We start from the raw sequence: 13,999 nt of genomic DNA on the forward strand, positions 1-13,999 counted from the left end.
GTTCTACTATTAGTATCAGGGAAAGATAACATGGAGTGGTAGCCGGTTTCTCTTTCATTCTTGCCCTATCCTCCAAAGTCGATAAGGTTTGTAAAAGGAGGGATTTCATGTCTCTAGAAGAGCAATTGCAATTGAAAGAAGAGGAGCTTACAAATCTAGTGTCATCCTTTGCTGCCAAGGAGGGTACGAACGTAACGTCAATCTCTGGGTTGGAATTTATTCGATCTGCCAAGCCGCTGGTGCCTGTACATATTATGCATGAACCTGCTTTGTGTATTGTTCTGCAAGGAAGAAAAGTGATTTCTATAATTGGAGAAGACTTCTTTTACGGAAAAGGGGAATACTTAGTCGTGGCAGTCGATCTTCCTGTTATCGGAGAAATTTTACAAGCAAGTGAGATGGAACCTTATTTATGTCTTCGATTGAATTTTAACTTGATGCAAATTGCAGAGGTCTCAAAAGAGTATAAGCAACATAGCACTAATCATCATGCTACAGGGCGAGGAATATTTGTTGATCAGACAGATGAGGTCATTCTGGATGCACTTATCCGACTTGTGAAACTACTTCATTCCCCTGATGATACAGAAATACTTGCACCTTTAATCATCAAGGAAATTCTATACCGCATTATGCAGGGAAAGCATGGTCATACAGTAAAAAGCCTTGTTGCCAAGGGGAGTAAATTATCCGAAGTGGCTGCTGCTCTGGATTATTTAAGAAATCATTTTTCTCATGAAATCAAGATAGATGGACTAGCTAAAAAAGTAAACCTTAGCCCATCGGCTTTATATCACCATTTTAAACAAATTACAACCATGACTCCGGTCCAATACCAGAGAGCTTTACGTCTTCATGAAGCAAGGCGGTTGATTATCGGGAAAAAAATGAGGGTTGCTGACGCTGCCTTTCTAGTTGGCTATGAAAGTCCTTCTTATTTTAATAGAGAGTATAGAAAGATGTTCGGCAAGCCTCCAGGGAAAGATCGTAAAGAGAATCTGAATTTATATAATGTGTATCAAATCAAGAAGTCGCATACGTTGCGACTTCTATCCATTTAACGAATGAGCTAACTGTTGATCTTATTTCCCCTTTTGGAATTTAAGATGGGATTTAATAAAAAGCAAAATTAAGGATCTGCGTGTTGTATAAAAAAATATATTTTTGTTCCATTTTCGTATAAAAAATTATATAATTAATTCAAGAATTGAATTTCTAGAGTTGAATGAAAGTTAGGTGTTTAGGCTTTGGCTGAAGCAAAACAGATTTTAGAAAGTTATATCCCATTTGCAAAAACGATAGGAGAAATGTTTGGGCCGAATTGTGAGGTTGTCATTCACGATTTGACAACGCCTCAGTCTTCTGTCTTTTTTACAATGAACAATCATGTGACAGGAAGAGAGGTTGGTCAATCCTTTGATCACTTGGTGAAAAAGGTACTTTTATCAGACGAATTTAAAGAAGATTATTTAGCAGGGTATGAAATCGAAACAGAAGATCAGCGAACAATAAAATCATCGACTACCCTTATTAGAGATGATTGCCAGCAGGTAATTGGAGCGTTTTGCATCAACTATGACATGAATGTCATGATTCAAATGAAAAAAATAGTAGATGCATTTATGCCTGCCACTGAAAAGAAACATCACATACAAACCCCGAATACGACGGAACAGGAAACTTCCATTCAGAATGTAGAAGAGATCACAAATCAGTTAATTGAACAAATCGTGGCGAATCACAAACACTCTCTTATGAAGCGCCGGGAAAAAATTGAGCTGATCAGATTTATGGATGAAAAGGGAATATTCCTCATGAAAGGTGCCGTTGATAAAGTGGCAGAACAATTAGGTATTTCAAAGGTAACTGTCTATAGTTATTTGGATGAAGTGAAAAAAAGACAATAGGAGTGAGTAGAGTGGAGAGTATTTTTGAGGCAGGGAATTTAAAATCGAACGGACATTATGCCTTAGCTGTGATTCATCAAAACACGGTCTATGTATCAGGGCAATTTGCCATTGATCCAATCACGCAGGAAAAGAAATTTGGCACAATTGAAGAAGAGACTTTACAGGCATTGTCAAATATAGAACGTATTTTAGAAGAAGCCGGCAGTAATAAAGGCCGAATATTAAAGCTGACCTTATATCTTCACGATATCAATTTATTAGACCGTGTTGATAATGTCTGTCAGGGTTTCTTTGCCGATTTTCGTCCAGCATGTTCAATTGTTCCGACGAACGAGCTGCATTACGGTTTTCAAATTGAGATTGAAGCAATTGCCAGTCTGTAATATATTTTTTTGTCTATGTCATATAAAAAAATCTATAAAAGATAAAAAAATATACAAATAGAGGGAGGATCTAAACATGAAGGAGCAATATCAATGTCATTCTTGCGGTGCGAAATACAATGTGTCTGAACAGATATGGAAATGCCAGTGTGGCGGCGTATTAGATCTTCTGAAAGAAAAGATAGAATTTGATGATCTAAAAGTAAATAAAAACACCCCTTCAATGTGGAGATATATTGAAGCTATGCCATTTGGGCGCGACTCTGGAAGTTGGAGTGCGATTACTATGGGTGAAGGAAACACACCTCTCATCATGTTAGACAGCGAAGAGCCGAATACTTTTGTGAAAGTGGATTATATGATGCCTACTTTGTCTTTTAAAGATCGCGGTGCTGCTGTATTAATAGCTAAGGCAAAGGAGCTGGGAGTGAAGCATGTGATAGCCGACAGCAGCGGAAATGCAGGGACATCTATTGCAGCTTACGCCAAGCGGGCTGACATCGCATGTGACATCTTTCTTCGGAAGGGTACATCGCCTAAGAAAATCGCGCAGGTCAGAGCCCATGGGGCCAACGTTCGCGAAATTGAAGGCACAAGAGAAGATGTAGCTGAAGCAGCACAAAAGGCTGTGAATGAAGAGAAAAAATTCTATGCCAGCCATGTGTATCATCCATTTTTCTATGAAGGAACAAAAACATATGCCTATGAAATTTGGGAACAAATGAACGGAGCGCCTGATACGCTTATGATTCCAGTTGGAAATGGTACGTTATTGCTCGGGGCCTACTATGGATTTCAAGAATTATTAGAGAACAAATGTATCGAAAAAATGCCAAAACTCGTTGCGATACAGGCCGAGAATTGTGCACCGTTAGCGAAAGCATTTGTCAGCAATCAACAATCAGCTGAACCTATCGAAAACAGCGGCACACTTGCAGAGGGCATCGCGATTGCCAAACCGGCAAGATCTGCCCAAATCTTAGAAGCCATCCGTGCCACAAACGGCCAAATCATTACAACCAATGAGGAAGAGATTTTAAAAGCCCGTACAGCATTAGCTGGTAAAGGCTTCTATGTTGAACCCACAACAGCAGCAAACTATGCAGGTTATTTAAAATACGAACATTCTTCTGATGAAAAAATCGTGATCCCATTATGCGGTGCCGGGATTAAGTCTAATTAGGAACTCAGAGAGAAACCTTTCATATGAAAATGGGGGAGTTAACATGGAAAACAAGAAAATTATTTTGCTGAGTACCGGCGGTACAATTGCAAGTAAGCCTGATCCTGAAACAGGTCTATTAGAAGCAGGTGCCATGACAGGCGAAGAGCTTTCTGAAATGTGTCAGCTGCCTTCTCATATAGAGGTCGAAATCAAGTCAGTCTTTCAAATGTCAAGCAGTCATATGACTTTTCATCACCTTGACGTTCTAAAAGAAAATATAGAAAGTTTCTTCCGGAGTAAGGATGTTGCTGGAATTGTGATATCGCATGGGACAGATACCCTTGAAGAGACCTCATATTTCCTTGATCTAATTATTTCTGATGAAAGGCCGGTCGTGTTAACGGGGTCACAAAGAGGACCGACACTTGAAGGTACAGATGCATTTGTGAACCTAAGACAAGCTTTCTTATTAGCGGCACATCCTGATGCGCGAGGCTTAGGGGTAACAGTGTTGTTTAATGAGAGGGTCTTTGCTGCTCGATATGTGAAAAAACAGCATGCGTCAAATGTTGATGGTTTTTTCTCGCCGGGATTCGGTTATTTGGGAACGGCTGATCAAGATGAGATCGCAATTCATCAAAGATTAATCAAGCGTGAGACGTATCAGCTGATTCAACCTTTGCCAAATGTAGAACTTATTAAGTGTGCACTTGGATCAGATGGAAAGTTTATAGATTATGCAGTTGAGTGCGGAAGTGCAGGCATCATTATTGAGGCGCCGGGAAGAGGCCATACGGCTCCAGCCATATTAGAAAGTGCAAAGAAAGCTGTACAGAAAGAGATTCCTGTCGTTTTGACAACAAGTGCTAACGAAGGTGAAGTCAAGGGAGTATATGGATTCAAAGGAAGTGCTTCAACATATGCAGATGCCGGAATCATACTTGGCGGCAGCTATGACAGTAAGAAAGCAAGGGTCAAACTGGCTGTTTTGCTGGCTGCTGGCCAGAAGATTGATGAGGCTAGCTTTAAATATTAAGAATAATAGGGGGAGATTATATTGAAGCCTGTACACACGAAGTATTCAACACGGGATGGGGGCCATTACGTGCCAGCTATGGAACACAATGATGTTCTCTATATTTCAGGGCAGTTGTCGATGAGTCCGGAAACGGGGAAAATCCCGGCTGGGGGCATAAAAGAAGAAGCAAAACAGGCATTGGCAAATATGGAGCTTGTCCTCAAGGAACGGGGATTAGCCAAGGAAGATGTGATATTATGCCGACTTTATACCCCAGATGTAAAGTATTGGCCGGATATCAATGAAGTGTATGCTCATTTCTTCGGCGATCATAAACCGGCAAGAGTAGTTGTTCCATCAAATCATTTATATGCCGGATGTCTTGTTGAAGTTGAAGCCATTGCAGCGATAAAGGAGGAGGTACAATGAAGTATTTAGAATTAGATACACCAGCTCTTTTAATCGATAAAGATGTGATGCTAGGCAATATGAAGGATATGCAAAATTACGCTAATGAACAGAAAGTAAACTTACGACCTCATACTAAAACACATAAAATGCCTAGATTAGCGAAACGACAAGAAGAAATGGGGGCTAAAGGAATCGCTGTAGCGAAAGTAGGAGAAGCTGAAGTGATGGCGAGAAATGGTTTGAAGGATATTTTTATTGCAAATGAGATTGTTGGGAAATCAAAGCTTGAACGTATTAAAAAACTATCTGAAACAATTGATATCTCCTTTGGTATTGATAGTGCGTATCAAGTGCATGAGATTGAAGAAGTATTTGAAGGAGCCACAAAGAAAGCTCAGGTGTTAGTGGAAATTGAAGTAGGAGAACAACGCTCTGGAATTATTGAGGAACATGATTTTCGTACTTTATTAGAATTCATCAAAACGTGTAAAAATGTCGAGCTTAAAGGAATCTTCTCACATGACGGGCATTCTTATAAAGCGAAAAGTATAGCACATTGTAAAGAACTCTATAATGAAAGTGTAGAACGAACATTACATTTCGCCCGAATAGCGGAAGAAATGAACCTTAAGCCGAGAGTAATTAGTATTGGCTCTACACCTCCCTTTATGTTTAAGTTTGATATTCCAGAAGGGGTGACAGAAATTAGACCTGGCACTTACATTTTTATGGATGCCTCACAAGCAAATGTGATTGGCGCGTATGATCGCTGTGCAGCTTCTGTCCTCACAACCGTGATTAGTAAACCAACAAAAGAACGAGTCATTACAGATGTAGGGGCAAAGGGTATTACTGCCCAAACACGAAGTGAAGGGATCACTGCAACCAAAGGGCTTGGCCGTATCAAAGAATACGAGGGCGTTTATATTCATGGCGTATTCGATGAACATGCTATCATTTATAATGAAGACTTTCGCAACCAAGTAAGTATAGGAGACAAGGTTCAAATTATTCCTAATCATATTTGCCCGGTTGTTAATTTACATGAAAAAGCCTACTTAGTCTCTGATGGAGAGGTGATAGAGGAATTAGATATTGAAGCTAGAGGGAGACTTCAATAATCGAGGAAAATCATGTCTAATTAAAAATATCCTTACCTGATTTGTTAAATGTAAATATATATAGGAGGATGCCATGAATCATGACAAGCTATTTTACAAAGATCCCTATCTAAAAGCGTTTGAAACGAAACTCTTGAAACAATTTCAGGACAAAAAAGGTGATACGTATATTACTTTAGAGAAAACAGCCTTTTATCCAACCGGCGGGGGCCAGCCACATGATATAGGGACTGTGAATGGAGTCAAAGTTTTAAACGTTGAAGAAGTTGATGGAGAAATTCGTCATTATATAGAAAGGGCTTTACCTCAATCAGATGATAAGGTCGTTGGGGTTATTGACTGGGAACGACGCTTTGATCACATGCAACAGCACGCGGGTCAGCATATTTTGTCGGCAGCATTTGCTCAGTTGTATGATATTCATACAGTCGGATTTCATCTTGGACATGATATCGTTACCATTGACCTTGATCTATCAGAATTAACAGAGGAAATAGTAGGGAAAGCAGAAAAACTCGCAAACGACATGATCATGCAAAACAGACCAATAGTTACAAAGTGGATAGAATATGATGACTTAGTAAATTATCCAATTCGCAAAACCCCATCTGTAAAAGAAAATATTCGTCTTGTCATCATTGATGATTTTGATTATAACGGATGCGGTGGAACACACCCGAGCGCTACAGGGGAAGTTGGAGCAATCAAAGTATTGAATTGGGAAAGACAAAGGAAAAAAATTCGTTTGTCTTTTGTTTGTGGTAATCGGGTCATAACCCAATTCGATCAAAAACAAAAGGTAATGGTTGAATTGACGGGATTGCTTAATCGTCCTGAAGGGGAATTAAGTGAAGCTGTCAAACGGTTGCTTGAAAATGTAAAGAAGCTTGAGAAAGAGCTTCTAGAATCTAATGAAAAAAACCTTCAGTATGAAGCCAATGATTTATTAGCCAAAAGCACCATTCAAAATGATGCTGTAGTCATGATAGAAACCTTCTCAGATCGATCGATCCAAGAACTTCAAAAGCTAGCAAAAATGATTGCCGACCGAGAAAAAAGAGCCCTTATTTTTTTCATATCAGAAAACCATAATCGCTTCCAACTGGTTTGTGGGCGAGGATCAACAAATAAAATGGACATGAGAGTCCTTATGCAAGAAAGCCTTTGTCTTATTGATGGAAAAGGTGGAGGAAATCAAACGTTCGCTCAAGGTGGAGGGACTGCGTCATTAAAAGTAGAGGAATTTTTAAGGCACATCATTAACATTATAGCTAAACTATTAAAGTGAGAAGAAAATACGACAGTCAAATAAGAGGTAACTCCTTATGTTCATTTATTAAATGAGATCCAGGAGTTGAGCATCGACAGCCATATCGAGGCCTGCATACAGAAAGCCGGAATATGAGATCCGGCTTCTTCTCCATTATTTCCCCTTCGCTTTCTTCCTTTTCTCTTTCTCCGCCCGGTAAAACTCATGAAACATCTTCATCAGCGCCCGCTTTTCGATCCGCGACACATAGCTGCGCGAAATACCAAGTTCTTTGGCAATCTCCCGTTGCGTTTTTTCCTTCTTCAAATCAAGCCCAAACCGCCCGACAATCACTTCCTTCTCACGATCATCTAAAATGTCGATGTATTGCTTCACTTTTTCAAGCTCCATGTTGAGCTGGATCGTATCAATCACGTCTTCATTTTCTGATTTTAAAACGTCGATTAGGCTTATTTCATTCCCTTCTTTATCCTGCCCGATTGGATCATGAAGGGAGACGTCTTTTTTTGTTTTTTTCAATGCGCGCAAATGCATGAGGATTTCATTATTCATTACAAAAGGGGGGTGCACAGATTTCCCGTAACTGTTTGATTAAATAAATGTTGAGTCAGCTTCCTGTAGTAAAGGTTCAAACGTTTCTTTGCGAAAGAAGGGGATACCTTAAATAGCCAAGCCACATTTTCAATTGCATGTGATTGTATGTACGAAAGATTAATATTACGCAACATGAAAGTTGGAATGCAAAAGTGATATGTAAAATAATTGGACTGCCATTCTAAATAATCAGTCCAAGTTGCAGGCATTGTTTTTTTTATGCCTTCATGTCTATATATATGACAAAATTCATGAGCGAAATCATACCATTGTTCAGTTCGGCTTTTTCGGCTGTCCAGGCATATGTTATAAATTCCGCTGTATTTAAGTGCGAAGCTTGTAACAGGTTTAAACGAAAGCCTGATATCTAATGACTCAGCAATCCGTTCAAAATTAATTTGTTCAGGTTCTGTAATATCAATCTTCCTGTATAAGTTTTCAATCCAATCCTCTAAATGACTGTTTGTATACCTCAAGATGAAAACCTCCTTAAACACGACAATCTAAAAATTGGATTCGTTAAATATTATAGGGAAAACTAAGACTTTTTTTTCATAGGGAAATGCATCTAAATAGAATTGACTTCACAAGGAAAAAGGAATGTTTATGAACGAGATTGTATTTAGTACTTGTAAGGAGGGATTATGATGATACATATTTGCAAGGCGAATTTCACCCATGTGCAAGGGATTTCAAAAGTTTGCTCGGATGCCAATTGGGCAACATATCGAGATATCTATCCAAAAGATTACTTAGAATCAATTATAAGAGAGTTTTATAATCCAGATAGAATATTAAAAGAAGTGTCGAGTTCAACCAAAGGATGGGGCGGTTATTTTGTTGCTTTGGAAAATGACACAGTTATTGGAGCAGGAGCGGGTGGAATGATTAGTGATACATCCGGAGAAATATATGTTTTATATTTAAGTCCAGACAGGAGGAATGAGGGAATTGGCAGTCTATTGCTCGAGGCGATAACCAAACAGCAAAAAGAATTTCATGCTACTGAACAATGGATTTCTGTACAGAAAGGAAATCAAAAAGGGATACCTTTTTATGAAGCAAAAGGTTTCACGTTACAATATGAGGAGAATGCAGATGGATATATCTCTTTAAGGTATAAAAGGCAAATATAAACGAAGTTAATTGAAGCTTCATAAAGTTATAAAAAGAAGACCTGTTTCTATTGTTATAGTTGCTGCTTTGTTGGCGTCATAGCCATATTGTTTTAAGTTTTCTTTAGCCCATTGTTACTGTAACCCATGATGAGATTGCAACCGCCCGCCATTCGGGCCGGTACCTTTAGGTTTTGGCATTGAATTTTTATGGGTCTTATTAAAAATAACAAATTCTTTGATTTGCTACTTGCTTTTGCATTCAACTTTTTGCTAACGCCACCTACACCAAATGGAACTAGCATTGAAAAACATTAGTTATACTTTGCTCTTGTTGTTCCTTGGAAATCTTGTTCCCGAACATATCGCGTCCAGTTATAGCCCTTACCATTTGCTGAAGCAGGCCTTCTTGAAATAGAACAAAGCCCCTTAGTAATTTCATGGGGCTTCAAAACAAATAACATAACAATGTACAACATAGAAATATTCAGCTTTTTTCTATAGCTTAATATTAAATTTCTCTTTAATGGTTCCCATGTATTTTTCTACTTCTGATTTATTTTCTGGGTGCCGTTCTAGATATTGACCAACAATTTCATTTAAATATTTATAGATATTTTCGTAATCTAATATGACTTCTTCACCTTCTTCGACTGATGGGTAATCGAAATAAAAAGCTATACCCTCATCTCCAAAGTAATCTTCTTCCCACTCTTCGTAGTCATCAGCAAATACACACCAGACATTCTCTATACCATAACCTTCTCCGTTGGAGAAATTCTCTAAAATTCGTATAAATCGTTCATCACCCATAACCTTAAAGAAATAATTAATTAATTCTTTATTTTTATTATCCATTTCATTTTCACTCCGAATTAATTAATCATTTACCTCCCTCCCATAACGAGAAGGGCTTTCCACCTTTTAATACCGGAGAACGTATTAAAGAGCCTTTCTCCTCAAAAAGCAGGGGAAAGGCTTTATTCGTTTATTCCTCGTATAGTTTATTAACCAACTCTGTAAACGAATTACATATATGACTCAAAGCTTTATAGGATCTTCATATGCAATTCTCGTGATCCCAGAAAACTACGTACGGATTCTCTATATTCAGATGATAATCGAAGCAGATTTCGTTACCGAAAGGATCACAAGCAAAAGGAACTATCCCAGGAAGCATTCTTCCATCCAGATAATCTTCTAAGACCTCTAAAATATAACTTGAACTATCCTCAGTTAGACCATGTAATCGATTAAAAACAAACACTTTTTGTATTTTTAAAGTCAAATATCTTTTTACTTGGGCGCGCCCCATTGTTGTTTAATATAGTTGTAACGTAGTCGCTAGGGAACTTAATATCTAATGCCTATTCGATTTTTTTAACAGTTGTTTCCCCAATAGGTTTTTCGACAAATCTCCACTCTGTCATATTATCCAGTTAAGAGCTCCCCAATAAACCTGGAGTGATGTTTTCGATTCTGGCCCAATCAAAAAGACATTCGAGTTGCATTTGATTATTGCACTTTATTTTTAATATGCCATTACCATTAAGTTCACTAATTTCAAATTGATCAACAATATTATTTGTTCCGAGATTTTTTATCAGTAAATCCTGAACGCCTATAAAAGACATTTCTACATAAACAACATCCCACTTTCCCCAGCGTTTAGGTTTATTCTCAACAACTTCTTTTGTCATAAGACGCACAAATAAGCAGGGGCCATCTCTATTTAATTCAACATTCATTAATTCCGCGTCAGTAAAATTGGGCATACTCCCAAATATATTGATAATAGCTTGAGGATTCATGAATTTTTCTTCATTAATCATTTTAATGCTCCTTATTTCAATTATTTTCTGTTTCTTCTATCAAAGTAGTAATGGTCTTCCATACCATCTACTTTACCATTTCGTGTATTGTTTTCAGGTCTAACATTGTGATGGGAAGGTTGATTTCCAATGCCGCCCTCACCAAAATCATGGCCATGTGAGTGATCTTGTATTACAATTTTTTTGCCATTAATTTCGTAGGTTAATTCTCGAGTCATAACAGGTTGTTTTTTCTCATTAAGTATCCTATTACCGTTGCTGTCCGTTAGAGGAACCATTTTCTGACTAGCGGGTTGTTGCGTTCTGGGGATATTTAACTGTCGTTTGATTTCTCTTAGACTAGCACTTCTGGATTCATGATAATTTTTATTTGAGCCGCTTGCAATGCCGCTGGTGGATTTAGACTTCGCATTTAGTTTCCCACTTACCCCATGGACTCCAAACGGAACAAAAGCAGACAAGGCTAAATTAATACTATTTTGTCTTTGTTCATCAGAAACTTTATTTCCGAGCATGTCATGTCCTGTTATAGCCTCACTAAAACCATTTGCAGAAGCAAGTCCATAAAGTCCTTTGCTGGAGTTTTGAAGGGCATGGAATGTCTTAGGTGTTTTGTATACATCGAGAGCTTTATCTGCTCTATACAATGCTTTACTTGTTGAATAAACAGCTTTTCCACCTTTAGCTAATTTACCTGCCCATCCTACGATAGGGATGTACCCTGCCGCAGCCATTGCACCGGCAGCTACCCGTTGTCCAGCAGTTAGCTTTTCGCCGGTAACAGGATCAACCCCATCAGCGGCTCTTTTATAATCATAATATCCAGAGACCTCTCCTGTAAAATGACAAACAGCATCCCAAGATTTTTCATACCATGGTCTGTTCGCAAGTTCTTCTTGTTCTTTAGCAATTCTTCTTTGTTCCGCCTGTTGGTCCTTAAAAGAGATGTAGTCTGTTGATTGTTTCTTTACATCCTCAGTCATCTTGTGAATCTCACTGTCTCTATAAGCCTTCGCATTATAGTGAATAGGAGAGGCGCTTTTGCCTTTTGCTGTCGCATTCATTAAAGCTTGATAATCAGCTTGAATCATTTGTTCATTTGCTTCTGATAGTCCGTATTCTGATGTTAAGTTTTCGTCAACCTCATCCATTTTCTCAATGGCTTCTGTTCGTTTCTTTTCGGCAGACGAAAGTTCATTTTTAAAAGTTTCTGTCGAGAACAGATCCAAAGGCAGTATATCGTTGATATCATTTAATATATCTTTCATGGCATTTTTCTGTTCAGACATGATGGATTTTGATTTGGTGTAGGCGTTAGCAAGCTCATGCGCTAAAAAGGTTTCTTCTATGTAGGCATCTGATAAGTTGGCATCTTCTAAGAAACCAGGAATACTCGTTAAGAAAGAAATTTTCATCTCAATTAAATCAATCCATTGGTCAGCAATGCCAGCTTGATCTTCATAAAATGATTTGATGTTATTAGCACCTTTGCCTGAAAACTCGCTATCATCTAAATCTGCAACAGCTTTGAACGCTTTTTTTAATTTGACCATTTTACTTTTTAAATCTTTGTATTCCTTTGCTCGCTTTTTAGCCTCGGAGAGCAAGGTTTTGGCTTCAAATACTTTCATGATCATATCCTTTCATTTAATCGTCATAACAAAATATTACCATGGAAGAATGATGAAACTAACTGTTATGTGGATCAAAGGGTGGAAATGAATCATTCGATCTGTGTCTTTTGACCTGTTTCGGGGGATTGGGATAGTTGGTCGAGAGTTTCTTGATATCTCCTAAAACTCGCTTTATCTACTTAAATGAAAAGAAAAAGATCAAACTTGTTGGTATTCAAAGTCAAGTCATTACCTATGAATTATTTGTGGTATACCTATTGATTAATAAAAAACTTCATATTAAAAAAGAAGAAGGAACAAAAAAATACGTGTTTAAAAGGGTTCTGGTGCAAAAAATTAAGTGGGCCCACACTATTGAAATATGAAAAGAAGTTCCGACATAGTCAGATAACTTTTAGGTTATGAAATATGATGTGAATCTTTAAAATATTTGATTGAAAAATCAAAGAGGAGAAGGAAAGTGGAAAAAAGAGATTGGATCATTTTACAAACCGTTTACGAAGAAAAAAACATTACAAAGGCAGCAGAACGTTTATTTATTTCACAGCCAACTTTAACTTACCGCCTTCAGCAACTTGAAAAAGAATTTAATATTAAAATTTTAAATAGAGGCAGAAGAGGTGTGGAATTCACGCAGCAAGGAGAATATCTTGTCACCTATGCAAAAGATATGCTAAGGCAATTGAAAATAATGGAAGAAAACCTATGGAATATTGGGGACCATATTAACGGAACCATTCGTTTATGTGTCTCCAGAGCTTTTGCTTTATATAAGCTGCCGCATATCGTAAAAAAATTTACCGAAATACACCCATTTGCGCAGTTTTCCATCAAAACTGCATTAAACTTGGAGGTCATTAAAGCAGTATATAAGCAAGATGCACATATTGGTTTTGTCAGAGGAGAACATCATTGGAGCAACGAAAAGAAAATGATCAGCCAGGAGACCATGTGTATTATTTCTAAAGAAGAAATAAAGTTTCATCAAATTCAAAGGCTAAACAGAATTACTTATAATACCGATCCAGCATTAAACATGGTGATCGATAATTGGTGGAATCAACATTTTAATAAACCTTCGAATGTCTTAGTTCATACAGATAATATGGAAGTTGCAAAAAAATTGGTTATGAAAGGTATTGGATACGCAATTGTTCCGAGTACAGTTTTAGAAGGTCGTGACTCACTGCACACAATCGTTTTAAAAGATAAAGAAGGCAACCCTTTAATGTGGCGGACTTGGATGCTCTATCTAAAAGACAATTTAAATTTATCTATGGTAAATGAGTTTGTTAATCAAGTTGAAAGGTTTTCAAATATAGATTCTGTTTAGAAACGAACTTAGCTTCAGCAAAAGCAGTAGGCTATAACAGCACGATTATTGCGTCAGACAGAGGTCAAATTGAAAACCCTCTTTGGAAGGATTATATTAATGAGTATATACAATACTTTAAAGACAATGGTGTCTCTTAACAAGATATTGATGCCATGACAAAAACAAACCTAGAAAAACTATTAGGGTATGCTAACGAATAATGCAGTAACC

14 protein-coding genes and 2 pseudogenes are annotated in these 13,999 nt (G+C 37.7%); 10 read left to right on the forward strand and 6 right to left on the reverse strand.

The window, feature by feature from the left end:
- The first annotated feature begins 107 nt into the window (after positions 1-107).
- The 8 genes from BV11031_RS04890 (at position 108) to BV11031_RS04925 (ending at position 7,296) form a co-directional block, all read left to right on the forward strand.
- A complete protein-coding gene (locus tag BV11031_RS04890) occupies positions 108-1,061 on the forward strand; it encodes an AraC family transcriptional regulator (RefSeq protein ID WP_010327815.1) in 954 nt (317 codons plus the stop codon).
- Positions 1,062-1,247: 186 nt separating this feature from the next.
- Complete coding sequence (locus tag BV11031_RS04895; RefSeq protein WP_010327814.1) at positions 1,248-1,907, forward strand: helix-turn-helix transcriptional regulator; 660 nt, start codon at positions 1,248-1,250, stop codon at positions 1,905-1,907.
- Positions 1,908-1,918: 11 nt separating this feature from the next.
- Positions 1,919-2,293, forward strand: a complete 375-nt coding sequence (locus BV11031_RS04900) for a RidA family protein (RefSeq protein ID WP_010327813.1) — start codon at positions 1,919-1,921, stop codon at positions 2,291-2,293.
- Between the two features lie 76 nt (positions 2,294-2,369).
- Positions 2,370-3,476, forward strand: coding sequence for a threonine synthase (locus BV11031_RS04905; RefSeq protein WP_010327812.1), 1,107 nt, complete (start codon positions 2,370-2,372; stop codon positions 3,474-3,476).
- Positions 3,477-3,519: 43 nt separating this feature from the next.
- A complete protein-coding gene (locus BV11031_RS04910) occupies positions 3,520-4,494 on the forward strand; it encodes an asparaginase (protein ID WP_010327811.1) in 975 nt (324 codons plus the stop codon).
- 21 nt (positions 4,495-4,515) lie between these two features.
- The gene (locus BV11031_RS04915; protein WP_010327810.1) at positions 4,516-4,905 is read left to right on the forward strand and encodes a RidA family protein; all 390 of its coding nucleotides are present in this window, start codon (positions 4,516-4,518) and stop codon (positions 4,903-4,905) included.
- Positions 4,902-6,008: a D-TA family PLP-dependent enzyme gene (locus tag BV11031_RS04920; protein ID WP_010327809.1), complete on the forward strand. Its 1,107-nt coding sequence runs from the start codon at positions 4,902-4,904 to the stop codon at positions 6,006-6,008. The genes BV11031_RS04915 and BV11031_RS04920 overlap by 4 nt, the downstream gene beginning before the upstream one ends.
- Before the next feature lie 73 nt (positions 6,009-6,081).
- Positions 6,082-7,296 carry an alanyl-tRNA editing protein gene (locus BV11031_RS04925; protein WP_010327808.1) on the forward strand — a complete coding sequence of 405 codons (1,215 nt, stop codon included), beginning with the start codon at positions 6,082-6,084 and terminating at the stop codon, positions 7,294-7,296.
- A gap of 135 nt (positions 7,297-7,431) precedes the next feature.
- Here BV11031_RS04925 and BV11031_RS04930 read toward each other — a convergent pair.
- Both BV11031_RS04930 and BV11031_RS04935 read right to left on the reverse strand, forming a co-directional pair.
- Positions 7,432-7,830, reverse strand: a pseudogene (locus BV11031_RS04930) (sigma-70 family RNA polymerase sigma factor); the annotation flags it as partial.
- Entirely contained in the window at positions 7,830-8,348 is a 519-nt protein-coding gene (locus tag BV11031_RS04935) for an ImmA/IrrE family metallo-endopeptidase (RefSeq protein ID WP_010327807.1), read from the reverse strand. The gene BV11031_RS04935 and the pseudogene BV11031_RS04930, both read right to left, overlap by 1 nt.
- A gap of 171 nt (positions 8,349-8,519) precedes the next feature.
- On the opposite strand from BV11031_RS04935, the gene BV11031_RS04940 reads away from it, so the two are divergent.
- Positions 8,520-9,008 carry a GNAT family N-acetyltransferase gene (locus BV11031_RS04940; protein WP_010327806.1) on the forward strand — a complete coding sequence of 163 codons (489 nt, stop codon included), beginning with the start codon at positions 8,520-8,522 and terminating at the stop codon, positions 9,006-9,008.
- A 477-nt stretch (positions 9,009-9,485) separates the two neighbouring features.
- On the opposite strand, the gene cdiI is transcribed toward BV11031_RS04940, so the two are convergent.
- The 4 genes and pseudogenes from cdiI to BV11031_RS04965 form a co-directional block, all read right to left on the reverse strand.
- Positions 9,486-9,845 (reverse strand): ribonuclease toxin immunity protein CdiI, encoded by a 360-nt coding sequence (gene cdiI / locus BV11031_RS04950; RefSeq protein WP_010327805.1) that lies wholly within the window; start codon positions 9,843-9,845, stop codon positions 9,486-9,488.
- 130 nt (positions 9,846-9,975) lie between these two features.
- Positions 9,976-10,417: pseudogene (locus BV11031_RS23250) on the reverse strand (SMI1/KNR4 family protein).
- 9 nt (positions 10,418-10,426) lie between these two features.
- A complete protein-coding gene (locus BV11031_RS04960) occupies positions 10,427-10,819 on the reverse strand; it encodes an immunity 50 family protein (RefSeq protein WP_010327804.1) in 393 nt (130 codons plus the stop codon).
- 20 nt (positions 10,820-10,839) lie between these two features.
- Positions 10,840-12,450: a T7SS effector LXG polymorphic toxin gene (locus BV11031_RS04965; protein WP_010327803.1), complete on the reverse strand. Its 1,611-nt coding sequence runs from the start codon at positions 12,448-12,450 to the stop codon at positions 10,840-10,842.
- Between the two features lie 463 nt (positions 12,451-12,913).
- On the opposite strand from BV11031_RS04965, the gene BV11031_RS04970 reads away from it, so the two are divergent.
- Positions 12,914-13,786 (forward strand): LysR family transcriptional regulator, encoded by an 873-nt coding sequence (locus BV11031_RS04970; RefSeq protein ID WP_010327801.1) that lies wholly within the window; start codon positions 12,914-12,916, stop codon positions 13,784-13,786.
- Positions 13,787-13,999: the final 213 nt, after the last annotated feature.

It is taken from the genome of Bacillus vallismortis (assembly GCF_004116955.1).
GTDB lineage: Bacteria > Bacillota > Bacilli > Bacillales > Bacillaceae > Bacillus > Bacillus vallismortis.